This window comes from Paenibacillus antri (assembly GCF_005765165.1).
Lineage (GTDB): Bacteria > Bacillota > Bacilli > Paenibacillales > YIM-B00363 > Paenibacillus_AE > Paenibacillus_AE antri.
In genome coordinates this window covers 172091-196540 of the sequence record NZ_VCIW01000001.1, presented here as the reverse complement: position 1 = coordinate 196540, position 24450 = coordinate 172091, and the positions used below count along the sequence as shown (strand labels likewise).

17 protein-coding genes are annotated in these 24450 nt (G+C 54.9%); 15 read left to right on the top strand and 2 right to left on the bottom strand.

Going from position 1 to position 24450, the window contains the following annotated elements; genetic code table 11:
- The first annotated feature begins 12 nt into the window (after positions 1-12).
- Complete coding sequence (locus FE782_RS00720) at positions 13-1743, top strand: hypothetical protein (RefSeq protein ID WP_138191496.1); 1731 nt, start codon at positions 13-15, stop codon at positions 1741-1743.
- 14 nt (positions 1744-1757) lie between these two features.
- Positions 1758-3437, top strand: a complete 1680-nt coding sequence (locus tag FE782_RS00715) for a hypothetical protein (protein ID WP_138191494.1) — start codon at positions 1758-1760, stop codon at positions 3435-3437.
- Between the two features lie 40 nt (positions 3438-3477).
- On the opposite strand, the gene FE782_RS00710 is transcribed toward FE782_RS00715, so the two are convergent.
- Positions 3478-4572 (bottom strand): GntR family transcriptional regulator, encoded by a 1095-nt coding sequence (locus FE782_RS00710; RefSeq protein ID WP_138191492.1) that lies wholly within the window; start codon positions 4570-4572, stop codon positions 3478-3480.
- Between the two features lie 203 nt (positions 4573-4775).
- Between FE782_RS00710 and FE782_RS00705 the strand changes: the two genes are divergently transcribed.
- From FE782_RS00705 to FE782_RS33065, 4 genes are all read left to right on the top strand, one after another.
- Positions 4776-5621 (top strand): NAD-dependent epimerase/dehydratase family protein, encoded by an 846-nt coding sequence (locus FE782_RS00705; RefSeq protein WP_138191490.1) that lies wholly within the window; start codon positions 4776-4778, stop codon positions 5619-5621.
- A gap of 13 nt (positions 5622-5634) precedes the next feature.
- Positions 5635-6858 carry an enolase C-terminal domain-like protein gene (locus FE782_RS00700; RefSeq protein ID WP_138191488.1) on the top strand — a complete coding sequence of 408 codons (1224 nt, stop codon included), beginning with the start codon at positions 5635-5637 and terminating at the stop codon, positions 6856-6858.
- A gap of 209 nt (positions 6859-7067) precedes the next feature.
- The gene (locus tag FE782_RS00695; protein WP_238392283.1) at positions 7068-8129 is read left to right on the top strand and encodes a DUF4432 family protein; all 1062 of its coding nucleotides are present in this window, start codon (positions 7068-7070) and stop codon (positions 8127-8129) included.
- 76 nt (positions 8130-8205) lie between these two features.
- The gene (locus FE782_RS33065) at positions 8206-8310 is read left to right on the top strand and encodes a VOC family protein (RefSeq protein ID WP_274388655.1); all 105 of its coding nucleotides are present in this window, start codon (positions 8206-8208) and stop codon (positions 8308-8310) included.
- 69 nt (positions 8311-8379) lie between these two features.
- Here the strand turns inward: FE782_RS33065 and FE782_RS00685 are convergent, their stop codons facing one another.
- On the bottom strand, positions 8380-8961 hold the full coding sequence (locus FE782_RS00685; RefSeq protein ID WP_138191486.1) for a hypothetical protein: 582 nt from the start codon (positions 8959-8961) through the stop codon (positions 8380-8382).
- Positions 8962-9935: 974 nt separating this feature from the next.
- Between FE782_RS00685 and FE782_RS00680 the strand changes: the two genes are divergently transcribed.
- The 9 genes from FE782_RS00680 (at position 9936) to FE782_RS00640 (ending at position 24431) form a co-directional block, all read left to right on the top strand.
- The gene (locus tag FE782_RS00680) at positions 9936-11159 is read left to right on the top strand and encodes an MFS transporter (RefSeq protein WP_238392282.1); all 1224 of its coding nucleotides are present in this window, start codon (positions 9936-9938) and stop codon (positions 11157-11159) included.
- A gap of 209 nt (positions 11160-11368) precedes the next feature.
- On the top strand, positions 11369-12748 hold the full coding sequence (locus tag FE782_RS00675; RefSeq protein WP_138191484.1) for a hypothetical protein: 1380 nt from the start codon (positions 11369-11371) through the stop codon (positions 12746-12748).
- A gap of 76 nt (positions 12749-12824) precedes the next feature.
- A complete protein-coding gene (locus tag FE782_RS00670) occupies positions 12825-13985 on the top strand; it encodes a trans-sulfuration enzyme family protein (protein ID WP_202914458.1) in 1161 nt (386 codons plus the stop codon).
- Positions 13986-14001: 16 nt separating this feature from the next.
- Positions 14002-15405 carry a Sapep family Mn(2+)-dependent dipeptidase gene (locus FE782_RS00665; RefSeq protein WP_158299189.1) on the top strand — a complete coding sequence of 468 codons (1404 nt, stop codon included), beginning with the start codon at positions 14002-14004 and terminating at the stop codon, positions 15403-15405.
- A complete protein-coding gene (locus FE782_RS00660; protein WP_138191478.1) occupies positions 15392-18601 on the top strand; it encodes an alpha-mannosidase in 3210 nt (1069 codons plus the stop codon). Before FE782_RS00665 ends, FE782_RS00660 begins: the two co-directional genes overlap by 14 nt.
- A 172-nt stretch (positions 18602-18773) precedes the next feature.
- Positions 18774-20555: a sensor histidine kinase gene (locus FE782_RS00655; RefSeq protein WP_138191476.1), complete on the top strand. Its 1782-nt coding sequence runs from the start codon at positions 18774-18776 to the stop codon at positions 20553-20555.
- The gene (locus FE782_RS00650) at positions 20530-22164 is read left to right on the top strand and encodes a response regulator (protein WP_138191474.1); all 1635 of its coding nucleotides are present in this window, start codon (positions 20530-20532) and stop codon (positions 22162-22164) included. Before FE782_RS00655 ends, FE782_RS00650 begins: the two co-directional genes overlap by 26 nt.
- A gap of 78 nt (positions 22165-22242) precedes the next feature.
- Entirely contained in the window at positions 22243-23328 is a 1086-nt protein-coding gene (gene bglB / locus FE782_RS00645; protein WP_138191472.1) for a beta-galactosidase BglB, read from the top strand.
- 170 nt (positions 23329-23498) lie between these two features.
- Positions 23499-24431 carry an ABC transporter permease gene (locus FE782_RS00640; protein ID WP_138191470.1) on the top strand — a complete coding sequence of 311 codons (933 nt, stop codon included), beginning with the start codon at positions 23499-23501 and terminating at the stop codon, positions 24429-24431.
- Positions 24432-24450 lie beyond the last annotated feature (19 nt).

Genomic DNA, 24450 nt, shown 5'->3' with positions numbered 1-24450 from the left:
CGAGGGGTTCGAATGAATTTATGGGCCGATGCGCGGGGGCCGCGAGTCGCCGTTTTCGCCGGGATTGCCGTTCTCGCCTTCGTTCTCGCTCTGGTCTGGTTTCTGCTCGCAGCGGGGGAGGGCGACCCGCCGCCCCCGCTGCCGCCGGGCAGCAAATACGCATCCGCGGACGACGGCGCCCCGGCCACGCTGGCGCAGTATTGGAACGGCGAGGCGAAGTGGAACTATTTGCGCAAGGATACGCAGGCGAGCACCGGGGTGCGCAGTTTCTTCGACGGGACGCAGGTCAAGATCATGGACGACGGCACTTGGTATTTGTTCAACCGGAAAATTTTGGCCGCCGACGACGCTTGCAGTTCGCCGCTGGAAACGCAGGTGCGGAAATCGACCGACAAGGGCGTAACCTGGTCCGACCCGGTCGTCATCCTGCCGCATACTCCTGATACGCCATATTCCTGCGCGGCGACGGACGGTGACGTTTGGTATAACGAAGCGGAAAACAAATGGCATTATCTCTTCCAATGCTTGGAGGGGGGCAGCGGGGCGCGATGGCAGGGCTGTCTGTTGTCCCGCGAAGGAGAGGACCCGATGGGGCCGTTCACGATCGAGCCTCCCGGGGGCAATCCGGTCGTCTCTCCCGGCGAACTGTGGAACGAAATTTGCGACGAGTTCGAAGACGATTGCGTAAGCCTCAGCTTCGGGCCGCGATACGTGTTCGACGAAGGCACCTTCGACATTTTCGAGTACGACGGTTCCCATCATTGGGTTGCGTTCCACGGCTTCGATTCGACGCACGGCTTCCGCGGCATCGCCAAAACCGCAGACTTCCAAACGTGGATCGCTGGCGATCCTTCCCAAGGCGTGCCGGACGACGCGATCCACGATTTGAACGATTCGGCCGTCTGGCGCGAGGCGTGGGACGTCCCGTTCGGCAATATCGGCGCGGGAGCCGGCGCGATGCTGAAGGAAGGCGACTATTATTACCACCTGGTCGAAGCGTCCGACATCAATCTAGCCTGTAATTACAATCAAAACTGGAATTATGGCATATACCGAAGCACATCTTTGACGAACACGACATGGGAGCAGTTTCCCGAGGGCAATCCGATCATCTATTCCAGTAAGGCGGAGGAGGATCCCGATCGCGGCATTCTTCCGTGCAACGTGCAATACGCCGGGGTGTTTCAAGATCCGTCCGACGGATTTATATACCTGATGCACGGACGCCGCTCCAACGATCCGAACTATGACGGTCTGTATTGGTACCGGCTGGAAAGATCGAACAATTTGTTGACGAACGCCGATCTGTGGCGGGCGGATACGGAAGGGTGGACGGCGACGGGCGGAGCGTCCCTCGCGGCGCCGAGACTGCCGAACCGGTCGCCGAACGGGACGCCGTATTTACATATCGATTGCAGCGGTTGCGAAGCGAAGGCGAGCCCAGGCGCGTATCAAGACGTCGATATTCCGAGAATCGCGAATGGCAAAGCCAGGTTCGGGGGGGGATTTTACGCCGAGGAAGCGGAAGGCGGTCTGACGATCGCGCTGCACCAGATGGACGCGAATGGGAAGACGATCCGGAGCGACGAGCTCAACGTCGCCGCGACGCCGGAATGGGCGTCGTTCGACGATGTCGCCGAGCTATCTTCCAAGACGGTTCGATTGCGATTCGAGATTCGGGTACGAGACGCGGGAATCTCTTATCGGTCGGACGATCTGTACCTGTTGACATACATTGAGTAGGAGGTATTGGTCTTATGCAAAGGTTTCCCGGCCGTCGACCTGTTCGGTACTCTTTCGTTTGGTGCTTCGCCTTAATGATGCTGTTGTCTTTGGCGCCGCAGTCGCCGTTCCCCGCCGAAGACGCCTCCGCCGCGGTCGGGAACGGCGCGCCGGGTACGCTAGACGAATACTGGAACGGCGATGCAGAGTGGGTATTCGTTCGTAAGAATACCTGGGCATCTACCGGCGTGCAAAGCTATTTCGACGGTACGCAGGTCAAAACCATGATTGACGGAACGTGGTATCACTTTAACAGGAAATATGTTGCGGATTCGGCATGTACCTCGCTCGGCGGAGTCGCACTAGAGACGCAGGTTCGGAAATCGACGGACAAGGGAGCGACTTGGTCCGCGCCCGTCACGATCATTCCGCACGTTCCGGGAACGCCTTATTCGTGCGCGGCGACCGATGGGGACGCCTATTACAACGTTGCGGAAAATAAGTGGCATTACTTGTTTCAATGTCTCGACGGCACTAGTTGGAAGGGGTGCGCGTTGTCTAGATCGGGGGCGGATCCGATGGGTCCGTTCACGATTCAACCTGCGGGAGGCAACCCGGTCGTTACTCCGGGGGAGCTGTGGGATGACATCTGTGACAGCGCGTCGGACGATTGCTCGTCCTTGGCCGGCGGCCCGGGCAACGTGTTCGACGAGGGTACCTTCAATATTTTTCAATTCGACGGTACGTATTATTGGGTGGCGTTCCACGGGTACGACGGAATTCGTGGGTACCGGGGCATCGCGAAGACGAGCGACTTTCAGGCATGGATCGCCGGCGATCCTTCCCAAGGCGTGCCCAACGACGCGGTGGCGGATCGGTACGATTCCGCCGCATGGCGGGAAAGCTGGACGGCTGGAGGTACGATCGGAGCGGGGGCCGGAAATATGATCAAGGAGGGAGTTTACTATTATCACTTGATCGAGGCTTCCGATATCAATTTGGCGTGCAGCGCGAATCAGAATTGGAATTACGGTCTCTATCGCAGCGATTCGCTGACCGCGACGACGTGGAGCCAGTTCCCCGGCGGGAATCCGATGATTTACTCCAGCAGAGCTGTTGAGGACGCGAACGGGATATTGCCTTGCAACGTGCAGTACGCCGGATTGTTCAAAGACCCGACGGACGGATTCGTATATTTGGCGTTCGGACGCCGCTCGGCCGATCCGGATTACGACGGCCTCTATTGGTACCGGCTCGAGAAATCCGACAATTTGTTAGCGAACGGCGATTTTTGGCGTTCCGATACGTATGGGTGGAATCGATTGGGGCCAGGCACGAATTGGGCCGTCTATCGCCTGCCGAACAACTCCCCGGACGGTACGCCTTATTTCGCGACGAACTGCGGAGGTCTTTGTGCGCCTACCAATAGCATCTATCAAGATGTCGCGATCCCGAGCGGAGGCCCCGGCACCTTGCGATTCGGAGGGAAGTTTATGTCCGAAGGGGCGGGCGGGACATTGGAATTGGTCGTCAGGCAGTTTAACGGCTCGACGATCATACAAACCGATATTTTACCGATCGCGACCGGAACCGCATGGCAAAGCTACGGAGGTACGGCGACGTTAGCGCCCGGAACGACATGGATCCGGTACGAGTTTTATCTCCGGTCTGGCGTCACGTTCCGCGCGGACGATCTGTACCTTGAGCGTCGATAACGGAAGGGACGGCGACTGCCGTCCCTTGTTCGCAAACTCGTTACGTCGACCTGCCTTCGACTAGGCTGACGGGAATGACGATCCGTTCAATGATCGAGGGATCGGCGATGACCTGCAGGAGAAGTTCGACGGCGCTGACGCCGATCCGTTCCTCCTGCTGCTCGATGCGGCTGAAGTATAGACCTTGAAAATCCCGAATATTGGGCGTATCGAAAGACAGGATCGCCAAATCCTCGGGAACGCGCTTCCCGAGCTGTACGGCGATCTCCGCGACGTAGACGGCCATGGCGGAGCCGAAGGCGAAAACCGCCGTGAGCTCCTGCTGACCGTTCAGCCAATCCCGAATCATGTCCCGGGTCGGCTGCTCCTCGTGATACGAAATTTCGTCGATTCGCGTCAGCCAATGGAGCGGTTCGATCTTCAGCCCCGTCTTACGCGCCGCCTCGAGATAACCGGAAAAGCGGTCTTCCGAGCTGGCGGTTTTCGACTTCGTTCCGGAGACGATGCCGATCTGCCGATGCCCCTTATTGACTAAATACTCCGTACCGAGGTAGCCGCCTTGAAAGTTATCGGAGACGACGGCGTTCGTCTTGATGCCCGGCAAATACCGGTCGATCAGCACGAAGGGGAAGCCCTCGGTCTTTAAATCGAGGATCGCTTGGCTGTAGGCTTCGCCGTCCGCAGGAAAAATAATGAGTCCTTCGACGCCTTGCGAACGCAGAATGCGGATCGCTTCCTTTTCCTCGGATTGCGTGACCGCGGAGCGGAACAACATAATCAAGTTCTGTTCCTTGCATTGATCCTCGATGCTTCTTAAGAGGCCGAGCGTGTACGAATCGCTGGTCATCGGGCCGATGAGGCCGATTTTCCTGTAGTTGTCCGGGCCGGCCGGCTCGAGCGCCGCGGGCCGCTGCGGATCGGACACGAAGGTGCCCCTTCCTGCGGTGCGGTACACGAGTCCTTCGTCGACGAGCATCTTTAATGCGCTCTTAATCGTTATTCGGCTGACGTTAAATTGCTGCGCAAGCTCCGCTTCCACCGGAATTTGGTCTCCGGGCTTTAACTCGCCGGTTTCAATTTTATTACGCAGGAAGGTCCGAATTTGTAGATATAAAGGTTGATTTTGATTCGTCATACGGCCTCCGATAAAATGTTATAATTTAATTATAACATTTTTAATCGGAGTTATCTATGTTATACACCGATTGGTACTAATGCCAGTGCAACGGCTTGCCATATATTATAATGATCATAATTAAATGGCGAAAATCTTTCTATTAAATGAAAATGACTCCGGCAAAAGCAGAGGATGCCGAATCGAAAGGGGACGGGAACAGGGTGAAAATTGCAGTTACCGGCGGAGGAGGCTCCCTCGGCCAATGGGTGATCGACGAACTGCTCACTAACGGATACCAAGCCTTGTCCATCGACGTCAATCCGCCTAGTAAGAAGGTCTGTCCGCATCTCAAAGCGGAATTGAACGATCTTGGCCAAGTATACGGTGCGCTGAAGGGCTGCGACGCAGTCATTCACCTAGCCGCCATCCCCGCTCCCGTCCTGCGCACGCCGGAAGTGACCTTCGGCAATAACGCGATCTCAACGTTCAATGTGCTGGAAGCCGCCTCCTCTCTTGGCATGACCAAGGCTGTCGTCGGCTCCAGCGAATCGATCTACGGAATATGCTGGTCCTCGAAGCCGCAGTCTCCTCGTTATGTGCCTATGGACGAGGAGCACCCGTTCCAGATTGGCGACTGCTACGCGTTATCCAAACAAACCAACGAGCTTACTTGCGAGATGTATCACCGAAAAACGGGAATTCAAACGGTGTCTCTTCGGTTCGCGAACATCGTGAAGCCCGACCAGTATGAACACTTCCGCGGAATGATCGACGATCCCGGGCTTTACATGAAAAACTTGTGGAGCTACGTCGACGTCCGCGACGCCGCCGCCGCCTGCCGTGCGGCGATGGAAGCGGAGGGGCTCGGCGCTGTAGCGTTAAACATCACGGCGAACGAAACGATGGCCGAGGTGGAGACGATGGAGCTCATTAAGAGGTACTACCCGGCGCTGACGGACATCCGCGAACCGCTCGAGGGCCATGCGCTTATCTATACCAATCGGAAAGCGCGAGAGTTGCTGAACTGGAGTCCCATGCATTCTTGGCGAGATTATATCCGCAGATAAGGAGGCGTTCGATGTGACCAAAATCAAACGCATGCGTTGCATTCGCACAAGGCGCGACGCCAGCTGGACGATCATCAAGGTGGAGACGGACCAACCGGGTTTATACGGCATAGGCTCGGCGAACGACCACTTCAACCCGTCGGCTGTTGTATCGGTCGTGGAGGAACTGCTCGCACCGCTATTGATCGGTAAGGACGCCGGAGCGATCGAGGATTTGTGGCAGACGATGTACCAGAGCGGCTATTGGCGGAACGGGTCCCATCTCATGACAGCGATCGGCGGCATCGATATGGCGCTTTGGGATTTGAAGGGCAAGGAGGCCGGCATGCCGGTATACCGCTTGTTAGGCGGCCCTTGCCGTTCGGCGGTGCCGTGCTACGCTCATGCCGCCGGGCGCGACCAGACGGAATTGGAAGAGGATATCGCCAAGTATATGGAGGAAGGGTACGGCGTTATTCGCTGTCAATTAGGAGCTTACGGCGGAGGAGGGTTCATTCCCGCAAGCCGAGCGAATGTACCCGAACGCGCGCCGCCTGTGCCGCACGTCTTCGATGAAGAGGCGTACCTGAACGCCATTCCTCTTATGTTCGAGCGATTGCGCGTAAAGTTCGGAGATGCTCCGAAATTTACGCACGACGTCCACGAACATCTCAATCCCAGTAATGCCATTCAATTGGCGAAGCGGTTGGAGCCCTACCGATTGTTCTTTCTCGAAGATGTCCTCCCTCCGGAGCAGATCGTGTACTATCGGGACATTCGCCGCCAATGTGCGACGCCGCAGGCCGTCGGGGAATTGTTCACCCATCCCCATGAATGGCTGCCGTTGCTGCAAGAACGGCTGATCGATTATATCCGCGTCCGAGTTTCGAAAGTCGGGGGCATCACGCAGTGCCGGAAAATCGCGGCGGTGGCGGAGGCCTACGGCATCCGAACCGCTTGGCAGGAAGGCGGAGACAACGACCCGGTCAACCAGGCCGCGGCGATGCATCTGGATCTGGCGATCTGGAACTTCGGCATCCAGGAGGACAACGTCTTCCGACCGGAGGAGCGGGAGGCGTTCCCCGGCACCCCGGAATTAAAGAGGGGATATTTGTATGCGAACGAGTCTCCGGGACTCGGCGTCGATATCGACGAGGGGAAGGCGGCCCGCTTGCTTGCGGCCGAGGCGAAGTCGACGCCGTATCATAAGCCGTACCCTGTAGACCGGAAAGCGGATGGGACCGTTGTAAGGCCGTAAGACTGCCGCTTCCTGTCGTTTACGAGCCGGTGCCTGCAATGCGGATGCTTTTTGTGGCGGGCATCTTGCTCGCGGAAGCGGAAATGGCGCGATCGTCACCATTTTCTCGAGCACTAATGGGGACGACTTTGACATTTCATGGTTCCTCTTAATTGGTTCCTTGTATTATTTCGCGTTCCATCGATGAGGATTAGGGAGGTGCGCATCGAATGAAGTTGTATGGTAGAACATGGACGCGGCGCGAGCTGGAAGCTCGTGTCGGCCATCTGGGGCAGATCGGCGGCATTCGCAGAATGACGTTAACGGAAGGCAGAGAGGCCGGGACGGACATCATTCGAGTGCGAACGGGCGCGGGGCTCGCCTTCGACGTCGTTCCGTCCAATGGGCTCGATATTTCGCTTGCGGAATTTCTAGGCGCCTCAATGGCTTGGAAATCGCCGAATGGGGATGCGAACCCGGCTTTTTACGAACCGGAGGGAACGGGCTGGCTTCGGACAGCGTCGGGAGGATTGCTGATGACCTGCGGATTGGCTCATGTCGGGTCCCCGTCCGAGGACGAACACGGCGCTAACGGCCTTCATGGTCGGGCGCATCATACGCCGGCTTTACATATTGCCATATGCGAGCAATGGTCTGGAGATGAGGTCGAATGGAGCATCTCCGGCGTGATCGAAGAAAGCTCCATCTTCGGGTGCAAACTCAGGCTGTATCGGAGCATCTCGGGACGACTTGGAGAAAATCGGATCACGATCAAGGATCGTGTCGAAAACTTCGGGTTTCAACCCGCCGCGCATATGATGCTGTACCACTTCAACTTCGGATTTCCGTTACTGGATAAACATACGGAGATTGATTTACCGCCCGCCCAAAGCACGTCGAGAGACGAGCATGCAAGGCTTGCGGATTGTCTGAGGTGGCAGGATCCGGACCCTCGTTGCCGGGAGTCCGTCTATTACCATATGCTCGATCAAGAAGCGCTGAAGTCGGATCACATGGCTGAAGCGAGCCTCTTTAATCCAGCGTTTCCGGCGGGGACGGCGACAAAACCGGTTCGAGTGACGTTGCGCTGGTCGGCTGACACGCTGCCGATCCTTGTGCAGTGGCGGATGCCCGGGGCCGGGGAGCATGTCCTTGGACTGGAGCCATCCAATTGCTTGGTTGAAGGCCGAGAGGCGGAAACGCGGCGCGGGGGTGCCGCTGGTTTTGCAACCGGGAGAATCCGTTGCGTATGCTCTAGAGATGGTCGTTACAGAATCAAAATCAAAAAATAATATAGTCCCATTGACGAAATACTGAAGAATTGAAACCAGGTTATAAGGTTGACCCACTTTGGAGGTGCTGTAGAAAATGAAAAAGGTCGCATCGTTTCTCATGTTTGAAGGTAACGCCGAAGAAGCTATGAATTATTACGTTTCGCTTATCGAGGATTTGCAGAATGAAACGGCTACCTAACTGAGGCAGCCGTTTCTTTCATAAGGTGGTGCAATGAATGAATGTATGTTCCATCATCGACGAAGAGGGTCAAGTTCTCTCAATAGCCAATGTCAAGAACTTGATCCAATTTCCGATGCGTGTCAAGAACCTTGTCCTAGGCGTTCGTCCCAATGCGGATGCTCCCATTCGCTTGGCATCCCTGACGGCGTTCTTCGGCATTTTATACGGTTTGCCCGACCGCCACCGCGCAGGCACGTGTACATCGACTCCTTGCTCACCTGCAATTCCTCCTGCGGCGGTCAAATAGTCGGCAATCCGCCGTTCGAATTCGGCCGCTTCCTCCGGAGGTTCGCCCTCTCGCTGAAGCTGCGTAATCATCCGCTCCCCCCAGCCGGTCTGCTCGCGTAGATCGGAGCACAATCCCTTTAATACACGGATGGTCGGATAGTCGACAAGCTGCTGGTTTTCCGCCATATGCGGCGTATACGCTTCTAAAAGCGCCGGTTTCAAAACGCGATAAATGCCGACTAACAGCTCCATATCCGTTTGCGCACGGATCAGCTCTTCAAAGAGAAGCGGCAGCGTAACGTTAGGTTCTTTCTGCAATTGGGGCGGGGGCGTTCGCAACTCCAGAAATTCTCCGTCGGAGTGTTCCTGCAGCTTCCGCATCCTCGTAGAGATGCTTGTCCAGAGCCGCTTTCAGGTACCAATGCTCCCTAGCAGGCAACCCTGGCAGGCAACCCTGGCAGGCAACTGAGCCGCTTCACAGCGGAACAATTACTCGTGGATATATCGGTATCTTCTCAGCACCTTCGAGTTTGATCTACGCTATGCTTTCCAGGGCTATACGGGTTTGAACTGCCTGCAAATGCAATAATAAAAAAACCTCCTATAGTGAAGTGTATCGGATACCCTACATAATAAGAGGCTTTACGACAGACTGACTTTGTTAAAACGAGCAAGAATTGTATCCAAACCGCTTTTTCTTATCGATGCCTGATTTGGCTTGGAGGGCACCCGAAGCGGCTTTTGTACATTTTCGAAAAATGTTGAAAGATGTGCGGACGCAATTCCTGGCTCAAGGGGCGGGCGAACTTTTCTTTTTCAAATAAAATTATTAAAAAGCAGGGCTTGCCAACAGGAAGAAGCTGCCGTTTGGCAGCCTCCTTGAATTTAGGACAAACAAATCTCAAATGGGTTTGTAGATCGCAAGAAACCTAATAAAAAAACAAAATCGCACGATGGGATACGCTTTCGACCGATTTTATACTGGGGATAGTCACTATTAACCCAAACCGTCCGCTGAAAAGGAAGGATGTCATGGGTGTGACTGTCAAAACTGTTTACGCAAGCCCTGTCGCGACTCTGGACGCCGACGTCTTCACAGGCGGCGGCACAAACGTCACGCTGGAGCTTCAGGAGGTTCTTGACCGAGCCAAAGAAGACGGGGCACCGACCGGGACAAGAAGACTTCACGCCATTGAATTCGGGAAGGCGAAGCGCGGGTGTTCGCGGAGTACGATAAAAGCCGTGCCGGAGACCCCCACCGCGCTCCGGAACGGTCCAATTGCTCCTTGCGAAAACCGCGTTTATGGGATTCTACATGAAAATGCGTAAACTACTTACAGAATGAAGGAACCCTCTTGAAGACTGCTTTTTCGTTTCAACCTCAGCCTCGCTTCGGCATGCCGCTCGGCCCCGACGCATGGAACAACTTCCGCTGGGATTTCGGCGCGACCGTCGTGTTCAGCGCGTTCAACGTCGTCTTTAACCAATTCTATGTACCGATGGCTCTGCAGCAAGGGGCGACGAACGTTCAGGCCGGGATGCTGTCGGCGGCGCCGGCGATCGGGCTGTTGTTTTCGCCGCTGTGGGCCGCATGGATCGAGCGGATGAACCCAAAGCCGTTCGTCATCTGGCCGAACGTCGTCGGACGGGCGCTCATTCTCCTTCCGGCGTTCTTCGGCGCGCCGTGGGTGTTCGTCGCCACCGCGCTCGCGTTCCATTTGATGATGGGCATTCAAGCGCCGGCGTACGCGTCTCTAATGACTCGCATGTACCCGGCGCCGCTCCGCGGACGGCTGATGGGGTACGTGCGCGTCGCCATGGGCGTCCTCATGATCCCGATCGCGTATTTCATCGGCCTGTGGACGGATATCGCAGGTCCTTCGGGTCCGCTAATCTTAGCGTCTCTCACCGGACTCGCGTCGATCTCGATGTTCTTCGGCGTGCGTACGTCGGAGCCGGCGCCGGTCCGCCCCCCCGCCGCGAAGCGCGCGTCGCTGAAGGAGCAGTGGGCGGTCGTGAAGGAGAATCGGCCGCTGGCGATCTTTTTGATCGCGACGACGTTTTCCGGCTACGGCAACCTCTTCGCGCAGCCATTGTATCAGATCTTGCAGGTCGACATGCTGCAGCTGACCAACGTGGAGATCGGATACGCACGCATGACGTATTATGTATGTTTCATCGCCGCTCTGCTCGTCGTCGGCTGGGCGGTCGATCGGTATCCGCCCGAGCGGACGCTGACGTACGGCATCGCCGCGTTCGGCGTGGCGCCGCTTCTCTACGGCTTGTTCGGCAATTACCCGGCCGTCATCGCGGCGGGCGGGGTGCAAGGCGTCGGCGAAGCGATCTGGGACATCGGCATCCTTGCGTACGTCTTCCGCATCGCGCCGGGACGCGAGGCGGTCGTCTTCGGCCTCCACCTGCTGCTAGCCGGAATCCGCGGCTCGTTCGGCCCGATTATCAGCGCGGCACTCGTCGACGTCATCCCGATCTCGGCGCTGCTGCTCTTCGCCGCGGCTTGCGGCCTCATCGGCACGGCGATCTTCTGGCGCGAGACGAGCAAGCTGCCGCAGCCCGTATGAAGGCCTTATACATTGGACGACCCCCGCTCCGGTCCGGAACGGGGGTCTGTTTATGTGTCGCACAACCGCGTGTGTCGATCTGGGGAAGCGCAAGAAACCTAATAAAAGAACAAATTCACACGGTGTGAAACGCTTTCAGCCGATCTTATACTAGGGATGATCAAAAAAGACCCTATTGCCATTGAGCATAGAAGAAAGGATGGAATCGCATGGTTGTCAGAACGGTATACGCAAGCTCTGTCGCGACGCTGGACAGCAATGTATTTACAGGCGGCGGCACAAACGTCACAAGGCAGCTTCAAGAGGTTCTTGACAGAGCCAAATCAGACGGAGGCGTTCATCTCGTGATGGACGGCGTCGCGCTGGTGAGCGGTCTGGTCGTTCACTCCAATACGACGATCGAATGTCTGACGAAAGACTGCGGCTTCTTTCTGGACGATCAGTCCAATTGCTCCATCGTGATCAACGCCGACCGGGACAAAAAGTCGATCAAAACCCGCTGTATCTCGCTGTTGGGCGGCACGTACAACCACAACGCCAAAAACCAACTGCATCATGTCCCCACCGACCAACGCGACCTTGTGTTCGGCTCGCCCGGAGATCTTGAATATGTCGACGGCCGCATGGTGATGGCGCTGGAATTTTACGGCGTTGAATATTTGACGATCAAGGATATCACGATTCGCGATCAAAGAAGCTGGGCGGCCGTTATTTGCAACTGGCGGCATGTTGTCGTGGAAAACGTGCACATCGATCTGCAAGAGCATATGCCCGGCCAAAATCAGGACGGGTTGCACTTCTGGGGGCCGGGGCGGTTCCTCACGATCAAAAACCTCAGCGGCCGTACGGGGGACGATATTCTTGCGCTGGCGCCGGATGAGCTCGACCGGGAGTCGGATATTACCGATGTAGAGGTCGACGGCGTGTACATGGACGATGCCGATCAGGGCATACGGCTGCTTTCCAGAGCCAAGGGACGGCTCGACCGAGTAACGATTCGCAACGTCTATGGAACATACAAGTCCTTCGGATTTTACATCAATCCGTGGTTCAGCGACGGCTACGGGTCGTTCGGGAATATTTTGATTGAAAACGTGGATTTACGTCAGTCGGAGCCCAATTACCATTATACGAACCCGTTCCTCTTCCGCATCGGGGGAAATATTGAATGCCTTACGCTCAAAAATATCCGTCATCATTACCCGAGCGACGACCGTCCGATCGCCGAGATCGGCATTCCGTTCGTCGATAAAAAGAAAAACATAGAAAAAGCGCACGGCCAGCACATGAACACGATCATCATCGACGGCCTTACGATCTTGGAGGAAGGCAGCGCCACAGCCAATGCGGAGTATATTAAAGTGGTCGGCGCCGTGGACAATCTGGTGCTGAAAAACGTGATGGCCGTACGGAAAAACGATGCGCCTTGCGGCAAAATCGTTTCCTTCGACGAACAAACGGGCAGCGCCGAAAACTTCCTGATCGACGGGGTTTATTGCAAGGGATACGAAATATTCGCCGATACGCGCGGCAAGGCACCCCATACGAATATCCTCAATGCGATATGCGACGGCGAGCCCTTGAAGTGAGCAGGCGATGCCTTACAAAGAGGGGCCGCTTTCCGGAGCGGCTCCTTACCACTTTTTCGGAAAGAAGGTGTTCCGCGTGGGCGGTCATCGAGGTCAAGAAACATGGAGCAAAGAAGATATTTGCGCGCATCTCGGGGACGACTACGATCGGTTTCTCGGGGCTGTCGTCCCGCCGATCTTTCAAAATTCGCTCTTTACGCGGAAAACGGTCAATCACGGCTATACCTATACTCGCGTGACGAATCCCACGACCGAAATCGCGGAGAAAAAAATCGCCGCTTTAGAGGAAGGGGAAGAAGCCAAGTGCTTCGCTTCCGGCATGGCCGCCATCACTTCGGCGCTTCTGCATGCGTTGGAGCAGGGCAGCCATGTCATATGTCCGAAAAGCGTATACACGCCGACGCGCGGTTTTTTGGAAACGTACCTGACTCGCTTCGGCGTGGAGGCGACGTTCGTCGAATCGGAGTCCGTGGAAGCGTTCGAGCGGGAGATTCGCCCGAATACGAAGGTGATTTTCTTGGAGAGTCCGGTGTCCAACTTGTTCAGTCTGCAGGACTTGGGGGAGCTGTCCCGGTTGGCCCGCGCACACAACATTACGACGATCATAGACAATACGTGGGCTACTCCGATGTATCAAAATCCGATCCGGTTCGGGATCGACCTGGTCGTCCATTCGGCTTCCAAATATTTGGGCGGGCACAGCGATATTGTCGGGGGCGTCGTGATCGGCCGGAAGGAAACGATGACCGAAATGATGCACCGCGAGCGAGGGATGCTCGGCGGGATCATGGACCCTCACCAGTCCTGGCTGCTGCTGCGCGGTCTCCGCACGCTGCCGATCCGGATGCGCCAGCATCAGGAAAATGGGATGAAAGTGGCGAAGTTTCTGGAAGAGCACCCGGCCGTGGAGCGCGTCTATTACCCGGGGCTTCCGAGCCACCCGCAATATGAGCTCGGCCGCAAACAGATGACCGGGTACTCCGGTTTGATGAGCTTCGTGCCGAAAGGCAATGACGAGCAAATCTGGGCGTTCATCAAGTCCTTGCGCTTCTTCGAGGAAGGGCCGAGCTGGGGCGGCTTCGAAAGCCTGATCAATTCACCCGGCATCGGGATTTCGGAGGAAAGCTCCGGGCGAACCGGCATTCCTTCGGGCTTGGTCCGAATTTCGATCGGCTTGGAACAGGTCGATTCGCTCATTGACGATTTGGATAGAGGGTTACGTTCGATGAAGGTGTAACATGGAGGGAAAGCAGATGTTGACAGGGAATGAAATGGCCAAATATCGGGACGAGATCGTTCATCATATCGCCGAGCTCGTCCGGATCCGAAGCGTCCTGGAGGAACCCGAGGAGGGCAAGCCTTTCGGCGGCGGGGTGAACCGGGCGCTGGAGTACATGCTTGAATTGGCGGCTTCGATGGGGTTTCAGACGAAAAATGTGGACGGATACGCCGGCTATGCGGAATACGGAAGCGGCGACCTTCAGACGGCGGTATTGGTTCATCTGGACACGGTTCACGAAGGGGAAGGGTGGACGTATCCGCCGTTCGGCGGCTTGATCGAGGACGACCGGATTATCGGAAGAGGAGCGTCCGACAATAAAGGGCCGTCTGTCGTCGCATTATATTGCTTGAAGGCGATTCGCGACCTCGGCCTTCCGATCCGGACCCGCATCCGGGTCATCTTCGGAACGAACGAAGAAAGCGGCATGAAAGATATGGATTATTATTTTTCCAAAGAGCCGCAGCCGGATTTCGCGTTCGTCCCGGATGCCGGCTATCCGATGTTTAACGTAGAAATGGGCAACGCGATGGTCGAAATCTCGCATACCCCAGATCGCCGTCAAGAGACGGAACGGCTCCGCATCGTCGGCTTGACGGGCGGGATGCCGCTTATTATGCAGCCGGATACGTGCGAAGTCCGGATCGCCGCAGGGCATGTCTCCGAAGGCGAATGGCGCGAGCTGTTGAACGGCCGAACGAACCTGAAGGTGGAGATGAGCGCGGACGGGCATATCGCGATCACGGCAAACGGTAAAACCGGAGACAAACCGACCAATGCGATCGCGGATCTGATGGAATGGCTCGCCGGTCTCCCCGTTGCGACCGATGCCGCGCCGCTTGTCTGTTTTCTGCATGAGAAGCTCGGACATGAGACGAACGGGCAGTCGCTGGACATTCAACACAGCGACGAGGCTTCGGGGTCTACGCTTGTATTTCTCAAGCAAATCGTCACGAAAGAGGATACCGTAACCGCCATTATCAATGTTCGTTATCCGGTAACCGCGGACGGCGATCGGCTGCTCGGCCGCGTCGCGGAGCAAGGGCAATCGTATGGGCTGAAGATGAATATTACTAGGCATCTCCATCCGGTGTACGTCCCTCCCGAGCATCCCGTCATCCGCATCTTAAGCCGAGTGTACGAGCGCGCGACAGGAGAGAAGGCCGAGCTGCTGCGGATGGGAGCGGGCACGTATGCCCGAAAGCTTAACAACAATGGCGTCGCCTTCGGCGCAGGACTGGTGGGCGGGGTCGATAACAACGTGCATCGGCCGGACGAGTATGTCCGCATCGAGGATATGATGAAGCATGCGGAAATCTGTTTGCAGGGCATGTATGAATTAGCGATACAAGGTGGGGAATCAGATGAATACTTCTAAGAAAATATCGGAACTGACCGTAACCGTCGACGGGCTGCGCGGTTCGTTGCGAGCGAAGAAGGAGCAGCTTCAGGCGATCGCCTCGCTGAGCAAGTGGCAATATACGAATGAGATCGTTTCGGTAGAGCAATGCCCCGCGTTGCATCGGAATTGGGAAGAAGCTCGCATTCGATACGCATGGCCTCCTCAAAAAAGCGACAAAACCTTTTACCGCCAAGTCCGAATTCCGGCGGAGTTCATGGGTCTGAAGCTCACCGGCTCCGAGGCGCTTCTCGAGATTTGTTTGCTGATCGGCTCCGACATCTTCATCAATGGCGAGCGGGTGTATGCGGTCGACTATTGGGCCGATACGAAGGTCGTTCCGATCCCGCTGACTGCTGCGGTGAACGGCAATGAAGTGTACGATATCGTCATTCACTGCCGCAAAGGGGACGGCCTCGGATACTTTCATGATGCGGATCTTCGAATCGGCGTCGTGGAGGAATGGCTGTACACGCTCGATACGTTCTCGGAAGAGCTTCGCTTCGTTCTCTTTCTGCTGCAGAACGGGGATGCGAATACGGAGAGTCATGTTCGGGCTGTGAAGGACTCTCTGGCTGCATTTTCTGTATCGGCTCTTGAGGAAAACCGATGGGAGGAGCTTGAACGCTCCATCGCGTCGGTGCGGGAGAAGCTTCGTTCGTTCGAGCCGTATGCGAAGAAGTATCGCATTTATTTGGTCGGACACGCTCATATCGATATGAATTGGTTATGGCCGTGGAGCGAAACGGAGGACTTGATCCGCAGAGACTTCGAATCGGTCGACGGTATGATGGAGGAATATCCGGACGTCTGTTTCTCGCATAGTCAAGCCGCCACGTACAGAGCCATGCAAGAGCGGTATCCGGAGCTGTGGGCTCGGGTCAAAGCCCGGATCGATCAAGGGCGCTGGGACGTAACGGCCTCGACCTGGGTGGAGGGCGATTTGAACATGGCCGGCTACGAGACGATGATCCGGCAGCTCGTCGAAGGCATCTCGTATTGCCGGGATGAACTGGGCGTATCTCCGGAAATTTGTTGGGAGCCGGATACGTTCGGGCACCCGGCGACGATGCCGGACATTTTGTCTCAGGCCGGGCTAAAATACTATTACTTTTGCAGAGCAGGCAAAGGGGCTTCGCTGTTCTGGTGGGAAGGGGAACACGGCTCTCGCGTGCTCGCCTTTCAAGATCCCCGTCATTATAACGGAAGAATTTATGCCTCCGATATCGTTCCGGGCACGATCGAGATGGCCAAGGATTACGGATTGTCCTGCAATATGTATGTGTACGGGATCGGCGACCACGGGGGCGGCGTGACCAAACAAGATATTCGCAGAGGAATACGACTGAACGAAAGCCGTCTCTTGCCTCGCTTTATATTCTCGGGTAGTACCGCGTTCTATCGGGATGTCGAGTCATCCGGCGTTCGCCTCCCTGTCATTCAAGGGGAGCTTAACACGATTTTCGAAGGCTGCTATACGTCTCACGGCGATATCAAGCGCGCGAATCGGGAAACGGAGCATGCGCTTGTTCAGGCGGAAAGCCTCACCGTTATTGCCGATGCTTACTCGCTTGCATCCGGAACGAATCCGCCGCCGCCCGCGGAGACGGAGCATGCGCTTCGGGAGCCGTGGCGTACGCAATGCTTTAACCAATTCCATGATATCGTCTGCGGCTGCGCCATTCAGGTGACGTATCAGGAGGCGGTGCCCGCGTCTCGTGACGCTCGTTCGATCGCCGAGAGCCGAGCGCGCCGCGCGATGGAGCGGACGATCCCCGGCAGCCGTGGGGCCTCGGACCCGGTCGTTACCGTGTTCAACTCGCTGTCGTGGAGCCGGACCGATATCGTCACGCTACAGCGAAGCGATTTCCCGCAAATAGAAGGCTGGGAAACCGGCGATGAAATGATAAATTCCTCCGGGAACCGGACGCCGATTCAAAAAATGAATGACGGTTCCGTAGTTTTCTTGGCGGAAGAAATCCCTGCTTACGGCTTCGCGTCTTATCGTTATTCCAAAGCTGCCGGAGCCAAAGCTGACGGCAGTAACGTCGTTTCCGCCGGCGGAGGCAGAACGCACATACTTGAGAACAATCGGTATCGTCTCGCGGTGGACAGCGGTTCCGGCACGATCACAAGCCTCTTGGACAAGACGCTTCAACGCGAATTGACGAGCAAGGCCGGCTTTAATTTGTTGGAGGTGCATGATGAAGCACCGCACGGCATGTCGGCCTGGCATATCGGTCCCATCACCCGAATCCACCGGCTTGTTCGCGGAGCCGAGGTGTCCGCGGTGACCAATGGACCTGTCGTTCAATCGATCGCCGTCGTTCACCGCCATCAGTCCTCGGAAATCCGTCAAGAGATCCGGATGTACGCCGGGATCGAACGGATCGATGTTCTGACCCGCGTGAACTGGCAGGAGAAGGGGACGGCCGAAGCGGATGCCCCGATGCTAAAGGTGTCGTTCGCGACGCAGCTCCAATCGCCGGACGCCGTATTCGATATTCCGTTCGGCACGATTCGACGCGAGGCGAACGGACAAGAGGTGCCGGCCATCCATTGGTGCGGTGTATCGGAAGCCGAATCTCCTTCAAGCTGCGGGGTCACGCTGCTTAATAACGGGAAATTCGGCTGCTCGATCCAAGGCTCTACGATCTCGCTGACGCTCCTGAGAAGCTCTTACGAGCCCGACAATCTCCCGGATCTCGGGTTACACGAGTTTGCCTACTCGGTATATCCCCATGCGTCCGATTGGAAGGCGGGGCAAGCGGATCGAAGGGCATGGGAATTCAATCAGCCCATGGCCGCGCATATGAGCGAATCGGGCGATGCGCCGCTATCGGAACCGTTCGGGGCGATCCGCATCGAGGAGCTTGGTTCTTCGGGGTGGCAGCCGTCCGAGGGCTTGCTTGCAACGGCATTCAAGCCGGCTTTCGGAAGCTCCGGAACGGAAGCGGACTACGTGCTTCGGCTCTTCGAGCCTCACAATAGGCCGACGCGCGCTAGGATTGCGTTCTCGTTCCCCGTCGAATTCGCGGAAGAAGTGAATCTGGTGGAGGACAAGATCAGGCGTCTAGCTTTGGAAGATGATCGCAGGCTCGATCTGGGCAACCTATCGCCGGGGGCGATCGTTACCCTTCGACTGCGGGCTGCGAAGAGCGAAAGACCGAATTAATGCGATCGAGTATGGGAAAGATCAGGGGGAAGTCCCCTATCTCTCCCATCTGTATGGATGGCGGGAACGATAGCGGCGTCGGAAGCCCCTGTGTTAAGATGAAAGATAGCGCTATTTTTCATGATTGGGCGGGGTGACAACGTTGAATACTATAGTGGAAAAAATACACGACATGAAGCTCCGCACAAAATTTCTGCTTTCCTTCGTGTTGATCATCTTGATTCTCGTGTTAACGATTGCGACAGTCCTCTACAATGTGTCGGTCAATACGATTAAAAACAATACGGCGAGCTACTCCCGTTTCCTCATCGATCAAATCGGCATCAACCTCGAGAAACGGACTTCGGATATCGAAGAGCTGGCCTTCGAGGTGTTCAGGCTCTCGAACTTGGATCAAGTTCCAATCCAAGAAAGCGACGATCATACCGGCAGTGTTCTTCGAAGCAAAGACATCGCCGATTATTTGTCCAACCTGCTCTATTCGCAACCCTATATCGTTCGAGCTGCTTATATCGAACCGAACGGCGCTCCCCGCCATATCGGCAAAACATTGGATTCCGATTTGGCCGGGATCGGCCTCGACAGGGTCGACATTGAGCGAGTGAAGCAGATGAGAGGCAAAGCGATATGGGTCCCGGGTTCGGAAGGAACCCTATTGATGTTCAAGTCGCTATACGGATTGACGACAGGCGCTTATGTCGGGACCGTCGTGCTAGGGATCGAGAGCAATCAAATCGAAAACATCTATACGGAAATCAATCGGTTGACCAGCTCGAATATTTTGATTTTGAACGAGGATCATCAGATCATGAACAGCGGCGGCATCGTTCCGGAATTAGCCGCGTTTTTTATGGACAATCATTTTTACTTACATCGCGACAGCTCTACCCATTCTTTCCAGTGGAATAATACGAACTATTTATATACGGTTCTTTCGACATCCAGCGATAAATGGAGCATCGTTCAAATCATTTCGGTAGACGAGCTGACCCGGGGGACGTCCGTCATCAAGTATTGGACGATCCACATTACGATCATCGCGCTGATCGCCGCCTTCCTGCTTGCGGCCTTCTTGTCCAAAAGCATAACGAGCAACGTTAGGCTGCTTCTGCACAGCATGACGATTTTCACGATGGATTTCTCCCATCGGATTATCGTGCCGAGGAATCGGGATGAAGTCGGGTTGTTGGCGGAGAAGTTCAATCTGATGGCGGATAAAATCAGTGAACTCGTCAATACGGTATATAAAGAAAAGCTGCTGAAGCAGAAGGCGGAGTATCGGACGCTGCAGTTCGAGTATAAAGCGTTACAGGCTCAAATCAATCCGCATTTTTTATACAATACGTTGGAATCGATTTACGCCTTGGCCAAGCTGAAGGGCGAGGAGCAGATCGGGGAATTGATTTATTTGCTCGGCTCCTTGCTGCGCGAAAGCATCGGGAAGAAGGGCGATACTATCCCGCTCAGAGAAGAGCTTGATTTTATCCGCGACTATTTAACGATTCATCAAATCATCTACGAGGATAAAATCGCGGTTTGTTATGAGCTCGATGAACGATGGATGGACTGCGTCGTGCCTAAATTCATTTTGCAGCCGCTTGTAGAGAATGCGATAAAGCATGGAATCGAAGAAAAACCCGGGAAAGGGACGATCCGAATCGCCTGTCGATCCGAAGGGGAGACATTGATTCTGGAAGTGACCGATAACGGGATCGGCATGGACGAAGCGACGATCGACAAAGTGATGAACCCGGGGAATGATCCCGGCCTGCCCGTGAAGGATAAGCATACGAGGGTCGGTATCATCAGTGTTCACAAACGCATTGGCATCCTATACGGAGGCGAATACGGATTATCGATCCGAAGCGTTCCCGGCGAATATACGACGATTCTGATCCGATTGCCTATCATGCGGGGAGAAGAGCGAGATGAAAAAGAAAGTGATCGTCATTGACGATAAGCCGATTATCGTCAGATCCATCGTCCAGACGATGGACTGGGAACGTCTGGGCTGCGAAGTGGTCGGCCATGCGGAAGACGGCTTCGAAGGAGAGCGGCTGATTCTGGACATGCGACCCGACATCCTCATTACGGATATTCGGATGCCCGGTCATGACGGCTTGTATTTGACGGAAGTCATGCACACGAACTTGCCGCTTTCGAAAACGATTCTCATCACCGGCTATCAGGAATTTGAATACGCGCAACGGGCGATTCGTCTGGGCGCTTTCGATTTTATCGTAAAACCGCTTCGAAATGATGAGCTTTATAAGGTTGTAGAAGCAGCCGCCCGCGAAATCGACGCAATGCGATCCGAGAAGCTGGCCGTCGAGCGGCTCAGCCGCGAATACAACGTTCTGGAGCAACGCCACAACAGCAGCTTGCCGGCATTGCGCAGCAAATGGATGACCGATCTGATCGGCGGGAAAGCGATGGAGGAAGACGGCATCCAGTCCGTGCAGAAGGAGCTTGGGATTCATTACAGCCGGTTTTCGTTGATTGCGGTAAATCCGTTGCCCTTGGGATCTCAAGAACGGGACCCGGCGTTCACCGCCTATCGCGAGCGGATCGTCGAAACCGTGTTATCCGCGACCGAAAAAGACGAACTCCAAATCATCCCCGCTTATCGAAATGACGAATTATTGTTCGTCTGCCTGTTTCCCCGTATTCCGACGACGCGCGAAGCGCGTATGAAGCTGCAATCGCTTGCGTCGGATTGGCTCGAGCGGATACGGCGATGGAACGGCGTACGCTGCCATATCGCCGTGGGCATCCTCCGTAAGTCGCTGATGGAGCTGAACCAAGCCTACGGGGAGGTCAAGGGACTGATCAATTCCGGATTTTTCCTGGAGGCAGACCATATTTTGCTTCAGGATGCAAGTTCGGAATTCCGAGAAGCCGGGAAATTTTCCATTATGCAAGATCTCGAACAGTTTAATCGGATGCTCGAGCAGTCTACCGGCGAGGAAGTCGTCGGCTATTTGGAACGGTTTTTAGAACAGATTCGCGTGTACAGCGAGGGCAATATTTTGGTGGTAAAGGGACTGTTGTCGGAACTTTGCATCGCAACCGCCCGATACTATTTCCGTTTGACCGGAGACGAATTCGGACTCGGCAAGAGCATCGACCAGGTGCTGGACGATGTGTTCCGACTAAATAGTCTTAAAGAAGCATCGGACTATTTGGCCGAATGGATCGGAGTCGTCAAGCGCAAGGTGGAAGGAGGAGAGAAAGAGTACAGTCTAATGGTCAGGAAGGTTATCGACTACATCAACACTCATTTCTCGGAGCCGATCAACTTGACCTCCGTCGCCGAACATTTCGGGATCAGCCACAGCTATCTCAGTCGGCTGCTGCGGACGGAAACCGGCATCAATTTCGTCGATCTGGTATCGAAGGCAAGAATCGAAGCCGCGAAACGGCTGCTGCGGGATCCAAGATATAAGGTCAACGAAGTCGGCGAGATGGTCGGATATAAAGAGTACGCTTATTTCTATCAAGTATTTAAGCGAATCGAAGGGCGATCGCCCAAGGAGTACAAAAACGGAGTGAAAGAAAACTAATAAAAACGTAAGAATCCCGTATGTAAACCTCCCTCGCCCTATTTTAAAGTGGTAAGTGAACAAGGGAGGAGAATAAGGATGCCAAAACAACAGCTAGATCGGAACGAAATCGAAGGATTGATCCAGAACGTCATCTCAGGCATGCAAAACCTTGAAATTACGATCCAAGAGGACACGCCCGTAAGCATCATATCGATGGATAAGTGGGATTGGTCGCAAGGCGTCGGCCTGTTCTCGTTGTATCGGTACTATTTGGAGACGGGGAATGAATCGATCCTGACCTACCTGACGGATTGGTTCGACAACCGCATTCGGGAAGGTCTTCCCGCGAAAAACGTCAACACGATGTGCCCGCTGTTAACGCTGAGCTATCTCTACGATCTCACCGGAAATCCCGAATATTTACGGATTTGCGAGGAGTGGGCAAGCTATGCGGTGAATGAGATGCCGCGGACGAAAGAGTTCGGCATTACGCATAATGCGATCGATAATCCGAATCAAGGCGAGCTTTGGGACGACACCCTGTACATGACGGTACTCTTCATGGGGCGAATGGGAATCCTTCTGAACAAAGAGCATTACGTACAGGAGAGCATTCGTCAATTCCTCGTGCACCTCAAATATTTGACGGATACCCGGACGGGCTTGTTCTTCCACGGCTGGACGTTCGAGGGCAACCATAATTTTGCGGAAGTGCTGTGGGGACGAGGGAACGCGTGGTATACTGCCGGTCTGGTCGATTTTCTCGATATGGTCCGCCTGCCGCTCGGCGTCGAGTTGTTCCTCCTATCCTCTTTGGAACGTCAGGTGCAGACGCTCGCGGAATACCAGGCCTCCAGCGGGATGTGGCACACGCTTCTGGATGATCCGTCCTCTTACGAGGAAACGTCGGCGACCGCCGGATTTGCATACGGAATCCTGAAGGCGATCCGCAAAGGTTATTTGAGCGAGTCGTACCGGGAAATCGGGATGAAAGCGTTGCATGCGGTAATCGGCAAAATCGACGAACGAGGTACGGTTCAAGGGGTTTCCTACGGGACGAGAATGGGGCGCACCTTGGATTTCTACAAGGAAATCCCGATCTGTCCGATGCCGTACGGACAATCCATGACGCTGCTGATGCTGGTCGAAAGCTTGAGACATGCGGAGGACGGACAAGTCTAGTTGTCACGAGTCTGATTCGAATAACTAATAAAATGTAAAGATTATCACATTTGAAACGCTTACATTTATTCATATACTGAATCCATAGCAATGGCGGCGGGGTTCTACATCGGTTGTAAGCGTTTCCTTTACTCGTTTCATTTATCAATTCGTAAGGAGGGATCCGAAGTATGGACAAAGCCGAAGTCCATGTGAAGCTGGGACCTTTTCGGAAAGAAATAAAGAAAAATTATGATCTGTATTTGCTGCTCGTTCCCGGTTTTTTGTTTTTTCTGATCTTCTCCTACATCCCGATGGGCGGCTTGATCATCGCATTCAAAGATTACAATATATTTAAAGGTATTTTCGCGAGCGATTGGGTTGGATTGGATCATTTCAAGGAAATGTTGGATATCCCTGCTTTCTGGCAGATGATTCGGAATACACTGACGCTGAACGTTCTCAGTTTGGTTATCGGCTTTCCGGCCCCGATCATCCTTGCATTGATGCTGAATGAAGTCAGGGCCAAATACTTCAAGAAAATATCTCAATCGCTCCTGTATTTGCCTCACTTTATGTCGTGGATCGTGCTTGGCGGCATCGTGTACAATCTGTTGTCTCCCGAAAACGGGGTTGTGAACGAAATCATGCGGCAGATCGGCTTGCCAGAAATTTATTTTATGGTCGATAAAGTGTGGTGGATCGTCGCTTATACGTTTTCGGGCGTCTGGGCGGCAGCGGGATGGGGTACGATCATTTATTTGGCGGCCATGACGGCCATCGACCCGCATCTGTATGAAGCGGCGGTGATCGACGGGGCAGGCCGCTTCCGTAAAATTTGGAATATTACCCTTCCCGGCATTATGTCGACCATCGTTGTATTGCTAATCTTGAACATTGGGCATATGGTTTCAATCGGGATCGAGCAGCCGCTCGCGCTCACCAATCCCGTCGTCACCGATGTTTCGGAGGTCATCAGTACTTATATTTATTCCGTCGGGATTAAACAAGGCGAATTCGGTCTGACGACCGCCGTCGGCATGGTTCAATCCGTCATCAATCTCATTCTCGTCCTTGGTGCGAACTATACGGCCAAGAGGCTGGGGAACGAGGGAATATGGTAATGCGAGCTTTGGAAGGAGG